Genomic DNA, 16,085 nt, shown 5'->3' with positions numbered 1-16,085 from the left:
CTCTCTAGGTGGCGCATTATATATAGACCACTGTCAGCGTCCAATACAAACGTTTGTTTGAATTGCCCGCAGGCTAGGTAAATCAAAGCAACGCGGCTTATGACTGGCCATTTTGCCGTATTGACCAGAATAGGCGTTCCGGTCAATATACGGTCGGTTTTGCACAGACCGTAGGCAGACTGTAGGTTTCAAGAGCACGTCCAAAAGCACGGCAACGGCAAAACAGGTGACGCGCGTTTAATTGATGGCGCGCAGTTTACACGCCGCGATAAAGAATGACCTCCCAGTCACCACTGACGAACGGTCATCACTTCCCGTGAGCAAGGTCATTCGCCGCCGTTTTTGGAGGTGCCCTTGTGTGCCGATGAGCATCAACCGCCAGGTTCGCCTAGGCGACTTTCTTTTCACCGGAGAGTAACGAGGAATCCATGAAGGTTCTTGTAGCTGTCAAACGCGTTGTCGATTACAACGTGAAAGTTCGCGTCAAGGCGGACAATTCCGGCGTCGACCTTGCTAACGTCAAGATGTCGATGAACCCTTTCTGTGAAATCGCCGTGGAAGAAGCCGTACGCCTGAAAGAGAAAGGCGTGGCGACTGAAATCGTTGTGGTTTCCATCGGCCCGACCACTGCTCAAGAGCAGTTGCGTACCGCCCTGGCACTGGGTGCCGACCGCGCTATCCTGGTCGAGTCCGCTGAAGAGCTGACCTCCCTGGCCGTGGCCAAGTTGCTCAAGGCCGTTGTCGACAAGGAACAGCCTCAGCTGGTGATCCTCGGCAAACAGGCGATCGACAGCGACAACAACCAGACTGGCCAGATGCTGGCTGCACTGACCGGTTACGGCCAGGGCACCTTCGCTTCGAAAGTCGAAGTGAGCGGCGACAACGTTGCCGTGACCCGTGAAATCGACGGCGGCGCGCAGACGGTTTCCCTGAAACTGCCGGCCATCGTCACCACCGACCTGCGTTTGAACGAGCCGCGCTACGCGTCCCTGCCAAACATCATGAAAGCCAAGAAGAAGCCTCTCGAAGTGCTGACTCCGGATGCTTTGGGCGTTTCCACCGCCTCCACCAACAAGACCGTCAAAGTTGAAGCGCCGGCTGCACGCAGCGCGGGCATCAAGGTCAAGTCGGTGGCTGAACTGGTCGAGAAACTGAAAAACGAAGCGAAGGTAATCTAATCATGACTATCTTGGTAATCGCAGAACACGACAATAAGGTGCTGGCCCCGGCCACCCTGAACACTGTTGCTGCTGCCGCTAAAATCGGTGGCGACATCCACGTACTGGTCGCCGGTCAAGGCGCTGGCGCCGTGGCTGAGGCTGCAGCCAAAGTGGCTGGCGTAAGCAAAGTACTGCTGGCCGACAACGTCGCTTACGCTCACCAACTGCCGGAAAACGTCGCCCCCCTGGTAGCAGAGCTAGGCGCTGGCTACAGCCACATCCTGGCTGCCGCCACTTCCAACGGCAAAAACATCCTGCCGCGCGTTGCCGCGCAGCTGGATGTTGACCAGATCTCCGAGATCATCTCGGTAGAAAGCGCCGACACCTTCAAGCGCCCGATCTATGCCGGTAACGCGATTGCCACCGTGCAATCGACCGCTGCCGTCAAAGTCATCACCGTGCGTGCCACCGGTTTCGACCCGGTTGCCGCTGAAGGTGGTTCGGCTGCCGTTGAAGCCGTCTCTGCTGCCCACGACGCTGGCACTTCCAGCTTTGTTGGCGAAGAACTGGCCAAGTCGGATCGCCCTGAGCTGACCGCTGCCAAGATCGTCGTTTCCGGCGGCCGTGGCATGCAGAACGGTGACAACTTCAAGCACCTGTACGCCCTGGCCGACAAGCTCGGCGCTGCGGTCGGCGCCTCCCGCGCGGCCGTCGACGCAGGCTTCGTACCCAACGACATGCAGGTCGGCCAGACCGGCAAGATCGTTGCGCCACAGCTGTACATCGCTGTCGGTATCTCCGGCGCGATCCAGCACTTGGCCGGTATGAAGGACTCCAAAGTGATCGTCGCGATCAACAAGGACGAAGAAGCACCGATCTTCCAGGTGGCCGATTACGGCCTGGTGGCGGACTTGTTCGAAGCCGTACCCGAGTTGGAGAAGCTGGTCTAATCCAGCCGCTTCACTTATAAAGAGCCCGGTCTAGTGACCGGGCTTTTTTTGGCCCGGGCTTTTTTGAACGCCGGAGAAACCGCCATGGAACTGCGCCCCTGGGCCGTACTGCTGGGACTTACGCTGCTGTCGAGCCTGGCCCAGGCAGCCGGCAAATGTGATCGCCTGGTGATCACCGGCAGCCCGGATGCACCGCCGCTGCTGTGGCGCGACCCCCAAGCCCCGACGCACCTGATCGGCGCCACCGCCGATGTCTTGCAACAGGTAGCCAAGGAGCTTGGGTTGAAAATCGACCTGCTCTACGGCGGCAAGCGTTCCCTGGCCCTGGACGAAGTGCGCAGCGGGCGCATGGACATCCTCGCCGATGCACCGCTGAACCTTGGCGAGCTGGAAACCCTCGACTACATCCACCCCGCGCTGGTACAGCTCGATTATCTGGTCTGGACCCGCAAGGATTCGGCGCTGGCCTACTCCACGGCGGCGGACCTGCATGGCCACAAGGGTGCAGTGTCGGAACGTGCGCGCTTGAGCCGCGACTTTGAAACCTTCGCCGGCCAGCAACTGACCCTGCAACGCCTGCCCACGTTGACCCCGGCCTTCCAGAAACTGCTGCTGGGGGAAGTGGACTACGTGCTGGCCGGGCGTTACTCCGGCATGGCCATGGCCCAGACGTTAGGGATGAGCAATGACCTGGTGGCCCGCGACGTGCCCGTCGATCAGCCCGGCCTGTACCTGGCGATTTCCCACAACTCGGCCTGCAATGATCCGTGGCTGCGCGGACAGCTGGCCAAAAAGATGACAGAATTGCCCGGGTCTGGTGTGACGGAAGCCGCGCTGCAGCGCAATCTGGAGCGTTGGAAAGCGCAATTGCAACAACCCGTCGGCACCCCAACAAAGTAGGGATTTTCAGTGACTCTTCGACCTTTTTTCGCGGCCCTCGCCGTTGTCGCTCTGGCGGGATGTGCAGCCGATCCTGCGCCGAATGAACAAATTCGCCTCACCCAGCAAGCCCTGGAACAAGCCAACGCCGTGGGCGCCAGCACCGATGAATCACCCGAACTGAAAATGGCCGAAGACAAATTCGCCCAGGCCAAGGCCGACATGGCCGAGCAATCCTACAAGGACGCGCGCATGCAGGCCGAACAGGCCGAGCTGGATGCGCGCCTGGCCGAAGCCCAGGTGCTGACCCGCAAGAGCCAGGAACAACTGAACGTGCTCAATACCCGCATCACGCGCCTGCGCAAGCAATTGCAGCTGGGAGAAGCCCAATGAACCCGATGATCCGTGGTCTGGGCTGTGCCGTGCTGCTGGGCAGTGCGGCACTGGGCGGTTGTGCCAGCCACCCCAGTGGCGAACAGGCCTTGCAACAGGCGGGCAGCGACTTCCAGAAGGTCAAGGAAGACGCCAACGTGCTGCGTATCGCACCCAAGGACGTGATCCGCGCCGGTGAATCCCTGGCGCGGGCCGACCGCTTGTCCAGCTACTGGGGCAGCGGTGCCGACGTGGTGCATTACGCCTACCTGAGCCAGCGCTACAGTGCCATCGCCCGCGAACACACCGAGCAGACACTTAACGAAGAGCGTGCCGCCAAGCTCGAACTGGAACGCCAGCGCCTGCAATTGGCCCTGCGTGAAAGCAAGCTGATCAGCGTGCAGCAGCAGGGTAAATGGCTCGAAGAACAGATCGCCAGCCTGACCACCACTCAGACCGATCGTGGCCTGGTGATGACCCTGGGCGACGTGCTGTTCGATACCGGTGAAGCGGAGTTGAAAAACTCGGCGAACCGCACCGTATTGAAAATCGTGCAGTTCCTGCAACTGAACCCCAAGCGTGTGGTGCGCATCGAGGGGTACGCTGACAATACGGGTGGTCAGCAGGAAAACGTCAAACTGTCCCGTGATCGCGCGCAATCGGTGGCCGATGTGCTGGTGGACCTGGGGATCGATGAGAAGCGCATCCAGGTTGAAGGCTACGGCGACCAGTACCCGGTGGAAGCCAACGCCTCCGAGCGTGGCCGCGCGCAGAACCGTCGCGTGGAAATAGTGTTCTCCGACGAGAAGGGCCAGTTGGGTGCCGCTCGCTGAAGCCTTGCGCAAATCAAAAGGGTGGGAGGGGGCTTGCCCCCGATAGCGGTGGATCAGTCACTATTTTCGGCGACTGACACTCCGTCATCGGGAGCAAGCCCCCTCCCACATTGTTCTGTATACATCTGAATATTCTCTCCACTCACCTTACAGTTTTTACTGTCACTCCCGCGCGCGCTCGACTATTGTGGCAACTGTCCCCGTACACTTCTAAACTGTGCTGGTATGTTTCACACAAAAATAAAATACCCGTGAAATCGAGTGCTGCGTCATGACCAATCTGTTGCTTTACCAACGTATCGCCCAGCAACTGGCTGAGGACATCCGTCGCGGTGTCTATCAACCTGGCGAGCGCGTGCCCTCGGTGCGCAAGATGAGCTCCCAGCTCAATGTCAGCCACGCTACGGTATTGCAGGCCTACGCCAACCTGGAAGACCAGGGGCTGATCCGGGCACGGCCGCAGTCCGGTTACTACGTGCACCAGACACCAGCACTCACGGCGCCCACGCCGGACATCGCGCGGGTCGAGCGCCCGGGGTTGGTCACCCGCAGCAGCATTATCCAGCAGGTATTGGGCGAGTCGCGCCGCGAAGGTGTATTTCCCCTGGGCGCCGCCGTGCCGAGCGTCGACTATCTGCCGGTACGGGCGCTGCACCAGCAATTGGCCAAGGTCACGCGCTTCCAGAGCCCACGCGCCTTCAGCTACATGTTCAGCCCCGGTTTCGAGCCGCTGCGTCGCCAGGTGGCGATTCGCATGCGTGACGCCGGCGTGGTGGTGGACCCCTCCGAAGTGGTGATCACCCACGGCTGTGTTGACGCCTTGCAGATGTCGCTACGGGTGCTGACACGCCCCGGCGACTTGATCGCGGCTGAATCGCCGACCTATTACGGCTTGCTGCAACTGGCCGACCTGTTGGGCCTCAAGGTCATCGAGATCCCCAGCGACCCGTCCACCGGCATGAGCCTGGAAGCCCTGCAACTGGCCGCCAACCAATGGTCGATCAAGGCCCTGGTGTTGACCACGCGCCTGAGCAACCCCCTGGGCGGCACCATGCCCGAGGAACGGCAGAAACAGTTGCTGCGCCTGGCCTCGGATTTCGACATCCAGATTGTCGAAGACGATATTTACGGCGAACTGATGTTCGAACTCGGCCGCACCAAGGCCCTCAAGGCCTATGATCGCCTGGACCGGGTCATTTATTGCTCGAGCTTTTCCAAGACCTTGTCGCCGGGTGTGCGCATCGGCTGGATGATCGCCGGCAAGTACCAGCAGGAAATCCAGCGCCTGCAAATGTTCAGCACCCACTCGGCCTGCAGCGTCACCCAGATGGGCGTGGCAGCGTATCTGGAGAACGGCGGCTACGACCGGCACCTGCGTTACATCCGCCAGGAATACCGCAAGAATCTCAGCGCCTTCCAACTGGCGGTGCAGCAGTATTTCCCGGAAGGCACCCAGATGACTCGTCCGACGGGCGGCTTTATTTTGGTTCATCACGGATTACCGGGAAAGACGCTCTTGATCTTCATGAAGAAGAATTCGCTATCCCGGTAACCGTACGCCATCCGTTTGATGACCTTTATTCGATTGTTTATTCCTTCCAACTGACCGGTGTGCATCGGCCAGCGAACCCGACTGACGATGCCCCGCCAATAACCCTTTAGCCGTTTGGCAAACTGGATCAGAGCCGGTATTTCGCTTTCATATGCATGGCGCAGCCATTGCTTCCAGGCCGATCTCCAGGTCCAGGCAGTGCTCGGTGTCCAGAGCGTTTTGAGTTCAGCCTTCATCAAATAAACTGTCATCAGCGATTGGTTGGCCTCCAATAAATCCTGCAAATGGACCTGTTGTTCCGGCGTTTTCAGGTTCTGTGGGTTACGCAGCAACAGCCATCGTGCCTGCTTGATGACCTTGCGAGCCGGCTTGTTATGACGCAGCCGATTAGCTTCGTCGACGCGGACCCGATCAATCACCTCTCGGCCATATTTGGCCACCACATGGAAAAGGTCGTAGACCACTCGCGCTTTCGGGCAATGCTGGCGAACCTCCAGATCAAAAGCAGTATTCATGTCCATCGCCACCGCTTCGATTCGAGCGCAGCCCTCCGGCCCCAGTTCCTCGAAGAACGGCCTGACTGCCGCTCGGCTACGGCCTTCACCGATCCACAGCACTCGTCGTGTATCGGCATCCAGCACAACGCTGGCGTAACGATGACCTTTGAATAACGCGAACTCGTCCATGATCAGGCGTCGTGGTTGCGCCTTCGGCAACTCACTCAACACCGCCTGCAAGGCTCGACGCTCCAGCAACCGAACAGTGTCCCAATGCAGTCCAAACATCTGGGCCACGTGCAGGGTGGGAAGGCGCTCGCAGGCCTGAATGACCGCCTCGGCCAAGCGGCGCGTCATGCGGGCATAGCGATCCAGCCAACTGACGGCCTCCATGCGTTTTCCACAGTCGCGGCAGCCAACACGCCTGAGCAAAATGCTGAGGCGCACCGCGCGACCGAGAATGGGCAGATCACGAACGGTTCGCTCACAATACTCATGAGTGGTTGAACAAGGTTTTTGGCAGCCGCCGCAGGAAGGGAATCGGGTGGCGTGGGGAATCAGATCGATCTTTAGAGCGTCACCATCGGGCTTGATCGTGACGACAGAAAAGCCCTCCCAAAAAGGAAGGAAAGTATTAATATCACGCATAAGAACGCCGGTTTTTTAGATGTGTTTGCTCGCACGAACATCATCAATCAAATCGGCGTTCTTGTTTCTGTGTTTCCCGGGATTCCGTGATGAACCTTTATTTTGTGGGTCAGTTTGCCTGGGCGGGTCAATACCCAGGAACTGCACGTGCGCGCCCTGCAACAGGGCATCAGCATTGCGCCGGGCTTGATCTTCAGCAATACCGAGCAGTTCAACCACTGCATTCGCCTTAACTGCGGCACACCTTGGAACCGCGAAGCAGAGCGTGCGCTGATGACCCTGGGGATGCTGGCCAGCCAGCTATGCCAGGAAACCGCAGCCGGCTTTTGAGGCGCCGAAAAGGGGCAGCGCCGATAGCTGGCTGATCACCGCGCTTGTCATGCCGCGCACAACAAGCGAGCATATGGCCCTCTGCCGTTAATGCTGTAGGCAATATGACCTCGATTGTTCGCGCTGCTTTGGTGATTGGCCTGTTAAGCCTGTGTAACGTCGGCACAGCGCTGGCGGCGGCACCCGTGGCTGAAAACAAGCCCGCTGCCAATACCCAGCAGGATGCCCCGGCAAAAAAACCTTCCACCGCCAAGCAAGCCCCCGTCGCGAAGAAGCCAACCGCCACGGCGAAAAAACGTGCGTCGACGGCGAAAAAATCCAAGTCAGCCCAGGAAGTGGCACAGACCAAACTGCCACCGGCACAGTTGGATTTGTCCCTGCCTTCGGACATGGTCAGGCACCTGCAGCCCCTGGGTACCGTGCCCAAGCCCAAGAGCGTGCCGTTGTTGCCGCCGATGTTCGGTGAAAAGCCCACCGACAACAGTGCGTTCCAGATCAACGGCCGTTTGCTCAGCAATGAGATGAAGCTGCAATTGCGCAACGAAGAGCGCCGTGAAGTGGAAGGTGCCGCGTTGGAATTCGAGTTCAAGCAGTAAACTTTTTCCTACAAAGTGACGCAGGCCATCGACCATCTGTCGCAGACTGGTCGGTCACTTTTATTTTGTGCGAAATACCCCTGTTAACCCATTTTAAAACGGCTGTTTAAGGGCGTACCCTAGCCCGGCCGTCCCTATTGAGTCGTCGAGGACCTGCTGGTCATGAATTGCCGTGAAGGCTGTGGCGCCTGCTGCATCGCCCCCTCCATCAGTTCGCCCTTACCCGGTATGCCCAATGGCAAACCGGCGGGCGAACGCTGCCTGCACCTGTCGGTCGAACAGCTGTGCCAACTGTTCGGCCGACCGGAGCGCCCGGCGGTGTGCAGTGATTTCAAGGCGGATATCGATGTCTGCGGCACCGACCAGGCCGATGCGATCCGGTTGATCGGTTGGTGGGAGCAGATGACGGCGGCTTGAGGGGCTTTACTATCGGAACTTCAACAATAAGGAATACGACAATGGGTTCGCTGAAACGAATGGCTGTGCTGTGCGGTTTTACGCTGGTATTTGCTGCCACTGCCCAGGCTGAGGATTGGCAGGTTGCCAAGGATGAAGACGGTATCAAGGTGTCCCTGAGCGAAGTCGCCGGCTCCAAATACAAGGCGTATCGCGGTGTGACCGTGATCAAGGCGCCTGTCGCCAGGATCCAGGCCCTGCAGGAAGATGTGGCCGGTGCCTGCTCGTGGATTCATGAGTGCAAATCCCAGAAGCTGGTGGACAAGAAAGGCGATGAGGCCTGGACCTACACCCAGTTCAAGGCGCCTTTCCCGGTGACCGATCGTGATTCATACATCCATGTCACCACCACCAAGGACGCCGACGGCAGCGTAACCCGCAAGCTGCAGGGCGTGCCGACCTACAAGCCCGAAGAAAAAGGCTACGTGCGTGTCGCTCAGGTCGAGGGCTTCTGGAAACTGGTCCCTAAAGGCGCCAATGAGACCGAAGTCACCTACCAGGTACACACCGAGCCAGGCGGCAGTGTGCCGTCGTGGCTGGCCAACAAGTTCGTGGTGGAAGCGCCGTTCAACACCCTGAAAGCCTTGAAGGAACACGCTGAAAAATAACTGTGCTTGATCCGGTGCTTCCTGACTTGAGTGGAACGTTTGCCGAGCCCTCAAGGTCCAGATAGAGGTAAGCCCACACATGGGTTTTATCGAGGAGGCACCGATGCAAAAGTGGCAGATTACCTTCGTTGATGATCACGGCGTACAGTCCGTGGAGCAGTTCACCTGCGAGCACAAGCCCAGCCTCGAAGATGCGGCACACATGATCCGCAACAAGCTGGTGCCCGTGGCCGCCGAACTGGACCTCAACGACCTTGAGGGCCGCAAGCCCGAGCCAACGGTCAAGATCCTCAAAGACCAGAACAGTATTCAAATCCTCGACATCTCTCCCACCGCCTGAACATTTCCTGTATGCCATTCAAGCACCTCTGGTGGAGGTGATAGCTTCGCGCTACTCTGCAAGTGAGATCAGCGAATGAATCGCTAAGGTCTGGTCTTGTCAGCTACATGCTTGTTTTCCCGTGGTGATGTTGTTGCCGTGGTACCCGCGCCGTCAGCGCGCGGGCTTTGGGAAGCACGGAAAGTCTATCCATCGGTTTGAGGAGGACGTTTCATGAGCACAGCCTATCAAGAAGACATCAGCACCAACGTTCTGCGCCGCATGAAAGAAGGCGGCTTCGACTTTTCACGGTTCCACCCCATTGAGTTCTACGCCATTTTCCCGGATGAGGAACGGGCGCGCAGGGCTGCGGGTGAATTTCGTGGCGAGTCCCTGAATGCCCAGGTCAGTGCGCGCGACGATGGCGCCTGGTACCTGGAACTGAGCAAGATCATGTTCGCAACCTACGACGGCATAGGAGACTTCGAGCAAGACTTTGAAGCGGTGGTCGAGCCGCTTGGAGGGATCATCGAAGGATGGGGCGTGAAGCAGGAGGTGCGTGGGTTACCCATGTAGCGCCATTGTATGAGCAACACAGCGTATCGGCTGACCCTGGGGTCGGCCGATTTTGTATGTGCTGTGTGAAAATTTCCGGAACTACCGTTGCCCTTTCCCGCACAAAAAAAAAGCCACCCGAAAAGGGTGGCTGAAAGGGAAGACCGAAGGAGCCGGTCAGTACACGAGCCTCAAGGTACCGAGTGCGGGATGGGTAAGGCTGTAGGACGTGTCCTGTTCAGCTGATGGGGCCGATTATCCACACGCTTGCGCGGGCAGTGAAATCAACTCTGACTATGCTGTTGATAGCCAAAGCTTGCATTGCCATGAAGCGTGCAGCAGTGCAGTGGGGATTCTGTGCACCAGGACGGTGCGATCAGGTCTTTGCTTATATTCAACCCACTGATTTTTAAGTGTTTATGCCGCTGGCACGGGCCTTGCGATGGTTCTTGCGTCCGGGTGACAAGGAGTACGGCATGATCCGCACTTATTACGACGAAATGTACGATGGGGCAGGGCAGGTGCGTCCCCATTACCGCGAGTTCGCCCGCTGGTTGGCCGAAACCCCTGCCGAACTGCTGGCCCAGCGTCGGCGCGAAGCCGATTTGCTGTTTCACCGCGCCGGGATCACTTTCACCCTTTATGGGGACGAGCAGGGCACCGAACGCCTGATTCCGTTCGACACCATCCCTCGCAGCATTCCCGCCAGCGAATGGCGGATGGTCGAACGTGGCTGCATCCAGCGGGTCAAGGCGCTGAACATGTTTCTCGCCGACCTCTATCACGAACAACGCATCATCAAGGCCGGGATCATTCCCGCCGAACAGGTACTGGCCAACGAGCAATACCAGTTGGCAATGCAGGGGCTGAACCTGCACCGCGACCTGTATTCCCACATCTCCGGAGTCGACCTCGTACGCGACGGCGACGGCACCTACTACGTGCTGGAAGACAACCTGCGTACACCCAGCGGCGTGAGCTACATGCTCGAAGACCGCAAGATGATGATGCGCCTGTTCCCCGAGCTGTTCGCGGCCCAGCGCATCGCGCCGATCGATCATTACCCCAACCTGCTGCTCGATACCCTGAAAAGCGCCAGCCCCCTGGATAATCCCAGCGTGGTGGTACTGACCCCGGGGCGCTTCAACAGCGCGTTTTTCGAGCATGCATTTTTAGCCCGGGAAATGGGTGTGGAGTTGGTGGAAGGCGCGGACCTGTTCGTGCGCGATGACCGTGTGTTCATGCGCACCACCGACGGCCCCAAAGCCGTGGACGTGATCTACCGTCGCCTCGACGACGCATTCCTCGACCCGCTGGCCTTCAACCCGGACTCCATGCTCGGTGTGCCCGGCCTGCTGGCGGCGTACCGCTCGGGCAATGTGGTGCTGGCCAATGCCATCGGCACCGGGGTGGCGGATGACAAGTCGGTGTACCCCTTCGTCACCGAGATGATCCGTTTTTACCTGGATGAAGAACCGATCCTGCAGAACGTTCCCACCTTCCAGTGCCGTAAGCCCGACGAATTGTCCCACGTGCTGGCCAACCTGCCGGACCTGGTGGTGAAGGAAACCCAGGGCTCCGGCGGCTACGGCATGCTGGTGGGGCCAGCGTCCACGGCCGCGGAAATCGAAGCCTTCCGCGCGCGTATCAAGGCCAAGCCCCACGCCTATATCGCACAGCCAACCCTGTGTTTATCCACCTGCCCGACCTTTGTCGAAAACGGCATTGCGCCGCGCCATATTGATCTGCGCCCGTTCGTGTTGTCCGGCAAGGAAACCCGTGTGGTACCCGGCGGTTTGACCCGTGTCGCGCTGCGTGAAGGGTCGCTGGTGGTCAATTCGTCCCAGGGCGGCGGCACCAAAGACACCTGGGTGGTCGAGGACTGATGCCATGTTGAGTAGAACTGCCTCGGATTTGTACTGGATGTCGCGCTACCTGGAACGCGCGGAAAACCTCGCGCGCATGCTCGATGTCAGCTATTCGCTGTCGCTCATGCCCCAGGATGGGCGCGGTGATGGCCTGCATGAACTGGCCATGCCGCTGTTGATCACCGGCACGCTGGATGATTACCGCGAGCGCCACGGCGAATTGCACGCCGAACGCCTGTTGCATTTCTTCGCATTGGATGCGGCCAACCCGGCCAGCATCTACAGTTGTCTCGGTGCCGCGCGGGCCAGCGCCCATGCTGTGCGTGGGCGAATCACTGCCGACATGTGGGAAAACATCAACGCAACCTGGCTGGAGATTCGCGAAATCTCACAGCAGGGCCTCAGCCGCTACGGCATGAGCCGGTTCTGCGAGTGGGTCAAGGAGCGTTCCCATCTGTTCCGGGGGGCGACCTACGGCACCATTATGCGCAATGACGCCTTTCGTTTTATTCGGCTGGGTACGTTTATCGAGCGCGCCGACAACACCCTGCGGCTGCTGGATGCGCGCTATGAAATGGCCGGCGACCAGGCCGAAGCCGTTACCGATGGCACCGCCCACGCCTACTATCAATGGAGTGCCTTGCTGCGCGCGTTATCGTCGTTCGAGGCCTACACCGAGATCTACCGCGACGCCCCAGGTGCCCGGCAAGTCGCGGAGCTGTTGCTGTTGCGCGCCGATGTACCGCGCTCCCTGCGGGCCTGCAGCGAAGAGATCGACCAGATCCTCGCCAGCCTGCCCGGCATCAACGGCCGTCCGGCCCAGCGCCTGGCTGCCGAGATGGACGCGCGCCTGCGGTTTACCGCGATCGATGAAATCCTCGAGGAAGGCCTGCACGCCTGGCTGACCGACTTTATCCCCTTGGTCCGCCAGTTGGGCGACGCCATCTACAGTTCCTACCTGGAGGCCGCATGAGACTCTCCATCAGCCACGAAACCACCTACCACTACGAAGACCAGGTACGCGCCAGCATCCAGTACCTGCGCCTCACGCCCCACGACAGCGAGCGCCAGCATGTGCTCAGTTGGCAACTGGACCTGCCTCGCCCGGTGCGCGCGCAGATCGACCCGTTCGGCAACATCCTGCACGTGCTGACCCTGGACGAACCCCACGACGCCATCATCATTGGCGCCCGTGGCCAGGTGGATATCGATGAGCTGCGTGAGGCTGAACACGAGAGCCAGTCAGCCTTTCCGTTCCTGCGCTGCACCCGCCTGACCGAGCCCGACGACGCCCTGCGCGCCTTTGCGCAACAGCATTGCCACCAGCGTCGTGATCGCACGGCCCTGATCGACCTGATGCACGCCCTCAACCAGTCGATGGTCTACACGCCCGGCGCCACCGAAGTCGACACCTGCGCCGCCCAGGCCTTCGCAGGGCGGGCGGGGGTATGCCAGGACCATACCCATGCGTTCCTGGCCTGCGCGCGCAGCCTGGGCATTCCTGCGCGGTATGTGTCTGGGTATTTGTACACGGAAGACAGCACTCACCTGGCCAGCCACGCCTGGGCCGAAGCCTGGCTGGATGACGCCTGGTACAGCTTTGACGTGACCAACCAACTGGCCCGGCCGGAGCGGCATTTGAAACTGGCCGTGGGCCTGGACTACCTCGACGCTTGCCCGGTACGCGGCATGCGCCGTGGCGGAGGGCATGAGCAGATGCATGCCAAGGTGTTCGTGGCGCCGACGCCGGTGGTCCTGGTCCAGCAGCAATAACCCGCTCGCCACCGAGATCAGGCTGGGTTCAGGGGTGTTGTTTACGCCCCGCCATATGCTTCAAGTACCCCACCAGCAATTCCAGCTCGCTGTCAGGCAACACGCTGGCGGCGAACGCTGGCATCTTTGCCTGCGGCCAGTGCCTCAGGCTCTGCGGGTCGCGGATATAGCGCTTGAGGAAGTCGCCGCTGAAATATTCCGTAGGGTTGTAGGGAACATTCAGGTCCGGCCCCACCTGTGCGTCGCCGGCGCCATTGAGGCGGTGGCAGGCCAGGCAGTTCTTCTGGAACAGCGCAAAGCCCTGGTTGACCGGATCATTCGCAGCCAGCGTCGGGTCGGGCAGCAGCGCCGGAAAACGTTCGGCCACCGTCTTCAACTGCTTGATCGCGCAGATCTGGAACGGCCACTGCTCCGGGCTGATATGCCCGGCCTGCGGATCGGTCCACACCAGGTAGAACGGCCCGGCACTCGGCTTGCCGTCTGCCAATGGGGGCCATGGGTGGGCCGGGTCCTCCACGGCCAGCCAGGCGCGGGCACCGTTTTTTTGCAGCAACGGTGCAGCCGTCAGTTCGGCGGCGAAGCCATCCAGGGCAACGGCTTGCAGATGATTATCGGGCTGTAGGCCCGGCAGGAGCACTGCCAGCGGTACTGCGCGATAGGTCATGTTGCGCTTGTAGGAAACGTCATCGACGACCTGCACTGTCTGCGCGTCCGGATGCTTGAGCAGGTCGGCGGTCTGCCAGGTCTTGCGGCTGTGATCCAGCTCGACGGTCAATTGCGCCGCCGAAGCGGGCAGGGCGAGCAACAAGGCAAGGAATGCGAAGATCGGTTTCAAGACGGCGGCCCCGTATTAAGTGGCGATAGGGCCCACGATAGCGGAAAAGTGCAGATAAAAAGGCAGCCCCTGCAACAGGATCGCTATGCACGAAGTCCCGGCAGGTGCTGCCAAAAGCGGTAATCCTGAGGTAAGAACAGGCTCAAGAAGAGGTCACCCAATGACCTTGGTCAAGTTGGGCAAGATCAGAATCAATGTGGTGGCGAACAGAATAAGTCCTGCCTGACGTACTTTCGAATGTTTAAACATGGCTGACTGCCTTTTGTTGTTATTCCTGAGCGTCAAATGCGTGCCGTTGAATATGAGTATCGCAATGTGACGTGTCGCTTTTCTTACAGCTGCTCCAGCAAAACCCGGCAGCAACTTCTTACTGATTGAACCTTAGAGCCCTCGTTCTGCGCGGCTTAGACCCATTTCATATCACCTAATCAGCATTTCAGCTTAAAAAGGCATGAGGCATAACGCCATCTTGGCGCCAATGCCTTGGCTAGACAGCTAAAACGATTAATCCAGCAATTACCTTAGGTGCCTACCGTTCGTCCGAGCGTGGCGGTCAAAAGCAATGAGCGCATGCGTCATTGAAACCGTGTCAATCGGGCCTAAGGTAAGGGCATTACTGCGCAATGGTTCGAGGACGTCATGACCCAAGCTTTGATCTTTGATGCGATACGCACGCCCCGCGGCAAAGGCAAGGCCGACGGCGCCCTGCACAGCGTCAAGCCGGTAAACCTGGTGGCCGGCCTGCTCACCACGCTGGGGCAACGCAACGACCTCGACACCCAACAGGTGGATGACATCGTGCTCGGCTGTGTCACCCCGGTGGGCGACCAGGGCGCCGACATCGCCAAGACCGCCGCCCTGGTGGCGGACTGGGCCGTCAGCGTCGCCGGTGTACAGATCAACCGCTTCTGCGCCTCGGGTCTGGAGGCGGTTAACCTCGGCGCGATGAAAGTGCGTTCCGGCTTTGAGGACCTGGTGGTGGTCGGCGGTGTGGAGTCCATGTCCCGCGTGCCCATGGGCAGCGATGGCGGGGCCTGGGTGCTCGACCCGCAGACCAACATGCACAGTCACTTCACGCCCCAGGGCATTGGCGCCGACCTGATTGCCACCCTGGAAGGTTTCACCCGCGAGGATGTCGATACCTTTGCCCTACAGTCCCAGCAGAAAGCCGCCAGGGCGCGTGCAGACGGTTCCTTCAACAAGTCGTTGATCGCGGTGCAGGACCAGAACGGCATCGTGCTGCTGGACCATGATGAATTCATTCGCGCCGATTCCACCCTCGAAGGCCTGGGCAAGCTCAAGCCCAGCTTCGAAATGATGGGGCAGATGGGCTTCGATGCCACCGCGTTGCGGGTCTACAGCCATGTGGAACGCATCCACCATGTCCACACACCAGGCAACAGCTCCGGCATTGTCGACGGTGCCGCATTGATGTTGATCGGCTCCGAAGCGAAGGGCCGCGAGCTGGGCCTGCAACCGCGGGCACGCATCGTTGCCACGGCGGTCACCGGTACCGACCCGACCATCATGCTGACCGGGCCGGCGCCGGCCACGCGCAAGGCCCTGGCAAAGGCAGGTTTGCACGTGGAGGACATCGACCTGTTCGAGGTCAACGAGGCCTTTGCCTCGGTGGTGCTCAAGTTCATCAAGGACATGGGCATCGACGCCGCGCGCGTCAACGTCAACGGCGGCTCCATCGCCATGGGCCACCCGCTGGGCGCCACGGGCTGCGCGATCCTCGGCACCCTGCTCGACGAACTGGAGGTGCGCCAGCAGCGCTACGGCCTGGCCACCCTGTGTGTTGGCGGCGGTATGGGCATCGCCACCGTTATCGAACGCCTCTGAGCCAAGGAA

Annotated in this window: 16 protein-coding genes and 2 pseudogenes; 16 read left to right on the top strand and 2 right to left on the bottom strand. The window is 59.9% G+C overall.

The window, feature by feature from the left end:
- Positions 1-428: 428 nt before the first annotated feature.
- The 6 genes and pseudogenes from BLW22_RS22185 to BLW22_RS22160 form a co-directional block, all read left to right on the top strand.
- Complete coding sequence (locus BLW22_RS22185) at positions 429-1,178, top strand: electron transfer flavoprotein subunit beta/FixA family protein (protein WP_065924817.1); 750 nt, start codon at positions 429-431, stop codon at positions 1,176-1,178.
- A gap of 2 nt (positions 1,179-1,180) precedes the next feature.
- Complete coding sequence (locus BLW22_RS22180) at positions 1,181-2,110, top strand: electron transfer flavoprotein subunit alpha/FixB family protein (RefSeq protein ID WP_065924816.1); 930 nt, start codon at positions 1,181-1,183, stop codon at positions 2,108-2,110.
- A gap of 84 nt (positions 2,111-2,194) precedes the next feature.
- Entirely contained in the window at positions 2,195-3,010 is an 816-nt protein-coding gene (locus tag BLW22_RS22175; RefSeq protein ID WP_074847478.1) for a substrate-binding periplasmic protein, read from the top strand.
- 9 nt (positions 3,011-3,019) lie between these two features.
- A complete protein-coding gene (locus tag BLW22_RS22170) occupies positions 3,020-3,382 on the top strand; it encodes a DUF4398 domain-containing protein (protein WP_074847477.1) in 363 nt (120 codons plus the stop codon).
- The gene (locus BLW22_RS22165; RefSeq protein ID WP_065946914.1) at positions 3,379-4,194 is read left to right on the top strand and encodes an OmpA family protein; all 816 of its coding nucleotides are present in this window, start codon (positions 3,379-3,381) and stop codon (positions 4,192-4,194) included. Before BLW22_RS22170 ends, BLW22_RS22165 begins: the two co-directional genes overlap by 4 nt.
- Before the next feature lie 271 nt (positions 4,195-4,465).
- A pseudogene (locus BLW22_RS22160) lies at positions 4,466-5,680 on the top strand (aminotransferase-like domain-containing protein); the annotation flags it as partial.
- Positions 5,681-5,685: 5 nt separating this feature from the next.
- Here BLW22_RS22160 and BLW22_RS22155 read toward each other — a convergent pair.
- The gene (locus BLW22_RS22155; RefSeq protein ID WP_065924368.1) at positions 5,686-6,891 is read right to left on the bottom strand and encodes an ISL3 family transposase; all 1,206 of its coding nucleotides are present in this window, start codon (positions 6,889-6,891) and stop codon (positions 5,686-5,688) included.
- A gap of 96 nt (positions 6,892-6,987) precedes the next feature.
- Here BLW22_RS22155 and BLW22_RS22150 point away from each other — a divergent pair.
- From BLW22_RS22150 to BLW22_RS22110, 9 genes and pseudogenes are all read left to right on the top strand, one after another.
- Positions 6,988-7,221, top strand: a pseudogene (locus tag BLW22_RS22150) (PLP-dependent aminotransferase family protein); the annotation flags it as partial.
- A 104-nt stretch (positions 7,222-7,325) separates the two neighbouring features.
- A complete protein-coding gene (locus BLW22_RS22145; protein ID WP_065946913.1) occupies positions 7,326-7,817 on the top strand; it encodes a translation initiation factor 2 in 492 nt (163 codons plus the stop codon).
- Positions 7,818-7,979: 162 nt separating this feature from the next.
- Complete coding sequence (locus BLW22_RS22140; protein ID WP_065940713.1) at positions 7,980-8,234, top strand: YkgJ family cysteine cluster protein; 255 nt, start codon at positions 7,980-7,982, stop codon at positions 8,232-8,234.
- A gap of 41 nt (positions 8,235-8,275) precedes the next feature.
- Entirely contained in the window at positions 8,276-8,881 is a 606-nt protein-coding gene (locus BLW22_RS22135; protein ID WP_027603637.1) for an START domain-containing protein, read from the top strand.
- Between the two features lie 103 nt (positions 8,882-8,984).
- Positions 8,985-9,221, top strand: coding sequence for a hypothetical protein (locus BLW22_RS22130; RefSeq protein WP_074848226.1), 237 nt, complete (start codon positions 8,985-8,987; stop codon positions 9,219-9,221).
- Between the two features lie 213 nt (positions 9,222-9,434).
- Entirely contained in the window at positions 9,435-9,776 is a 342-nt protein-coding gene (locus tag BLW22_RS22125; RefSeq protein WP_015885395.1) for a ribonuclease E inhibitor RraB, read from the top strand.
- Positions 9,777-10,231: 455 nt separating this feature from the next.
- Positions 10,232-11,641 carry a circularly permuted type 2 ATP-grasp protein gene (locus BLW22_RS22120; protein ID WP_053139427.1) on the top strand — a complete coding sequence of 470 codons (1,410 nt, stop codon included), beginning with the start codon at positions 10,232-10,234 and terminating at the stop codon, positions 11,639-11,641.
- A gap of 4 nt (positions 11,642-11,645) precedes the next feature.
- Positions 11,646-12,596, top strand: a complete 951-nt coding sequence (locus tag BLW22_RS22115) for an alpha-E domain-containing protein (protein WP_027603640.1) — start codon at positions 11,646-11,648, stop codon at positions 12,594-12,596.
- A complete protein-coding gene (locus BLW22_RS22110) occupies positions 12,593-13,396 on the top strand; it encodes a transglutaminase family protein (RefSeq protein WP_027603641.1) in 804 nt (267 codons plus the stop codon). The genes BLW22_RS22115 and BLW22_RS22110 overlap by 4 nt, the downstream gene beginning before the upstream one ends.
- Before the next feature lie 28 nt (positions 13,397-13,424).
- On the opposite strand, the gene BLW22_RS22105 is transcribed toward BLW22_RS22110, so the two are convergent.
- A complete protein-coding gene (locus BLW22_RS22105; RefSeq protein WP_065924812.1) occupies positions 13,425-14,231 on the bottom strand; it encodes a c-type cytochrome in 807 nt (268 codons plus the stop codon).
- Positions 14,232-14,870: 639 nt separating this feature from the next.
- On the opposite strand from BLW22_RS22105, the gene BLW22_RS22100 reads away from it, so the two are divergent.
- Complete coding sequence (locus tag BLW22_RS22100) at positions 14,871-16,076, top strand: acetyl-CoA C-acetyltransferase (protein ID WP_074847476.1); 1,206 nt, start codon at positions 14,871-14,873, stop codon at positions 16,074-16,076.
- Positions 16,077-16,085 lie beyond the last annotated feature (9 nt).

Source organism: Pseudomonas marginalis (genome assembly GCF_900105325.1).
Lineage (GTDB): Bacteria > Pseudomonadota > Gammaproteobacteria > Pseudomonadales > Pseudomonadaceae > Aquipseudomonas > Aquipseudomonas marginalis.
The sequence above is the reverse complement of the archived record's forward strand: the minus strand, read 5'-3'. Positions and strand labels throughout refer to the sequence as shown.

Bases quoted from the DNA above. Each gene is read 5' to 3' on its own strand.
- BLW22_RS22110 (WP_027603641.1), top strand. From the start codon at position 12,593: ATGAGACTCTCCATCAGCCACGAAACCACCTACCACTACGAAGACCAG.
- BLW22_RS22140 (WP_065940713.1), top strand. From the start codon at position 7,980: ATGAATTGCCGTGAAGGCTGTGGCGCCTGCTGCATCGCCCCCTCCATC.
- BLW22_RS22120 (WP_053139427.1), top strand. From the start codon at position 10,232: ATGATCCGCACTTATTACGACGAAATGTACGATGGGGCAGGGCAGGTG.
- BLW22_RS22155 (WP_065924368.1), bottom strand. From the start codon at position 6,891: ATGCGTGATATTAATACTTTCCTTCCTTTTTGGGAGGGCTTTTCTGTC.
- BLW22_RS22125 (WP_015885395.1), top strand. From the start codon at position 9,435: ATGAGCACAGCCTATCAAGAAGACATCAGCACCAACGTTCTGCGCCGC.
- BLW22_RS22145 (WP_065946913.1), top strand. From the start codon at position 7,326: ATGACCTCGATTGTTCGCGCTGCTTTGGTGATTGGCCTGTTAAGCCTG.
- BLW22_RS22115 (WP_027603640.1), top strand. From the start codon at position 11,646: ATGTTGAGTAGAACTGCCTCGGATTTGTACTGGATGTCGCGCTACCTG.
- BLW22_RS22165 (WP_065946914.1), top strand. From the start codon at position 3,379: ATGAACCCGATGATCCGTGGTCTGGGCTGTGCCGTGCTGCTGGGCAGT.
- BLW22_RS22180 (WP_065924816.1), top strand. From the start codon at position 1,181: ATGACTATCTTGGTAATCGCAGAACACGACAATAAGGTGCTGGCCCCG.
- BLW22_RS22100 (WP_074847476.1), top strand. From the start codon at position 14,871: ATGACCCAAGCTTTGATCTTTGATGCGATACGCACGCCCCGCGGCAAA.
- BLW22_RS22135 (WP_027603637.1), top strand. From the start codon at position 8,276: ATGGGTTCGCTGAAACGAATGGCTGTGCTGTGCGGTTTTACGCTGGTA.
- BLW22_RS22175 (WP_074847478.1), top strand. From the start codon at position 2,195: ATGGAACTGCGCCCCTGGGCCGTACTGCTGGGACTTACGCTGCTGTCG.
- BLW22_RS22185 (WP_065924817.1), top strand. From the start codon at position 429: ATGAAGGTTCTTGTAGCTGTCAAACGCGTTGTCGATTACAACGTGAAA.
- BLW22_RS22130 (WP_074848226.1), top strand. From the start codon at position 8,985: ATGCAAAAGTGGCAGATTACCTTCGTTGATGATCACGGCGTACAGTCC.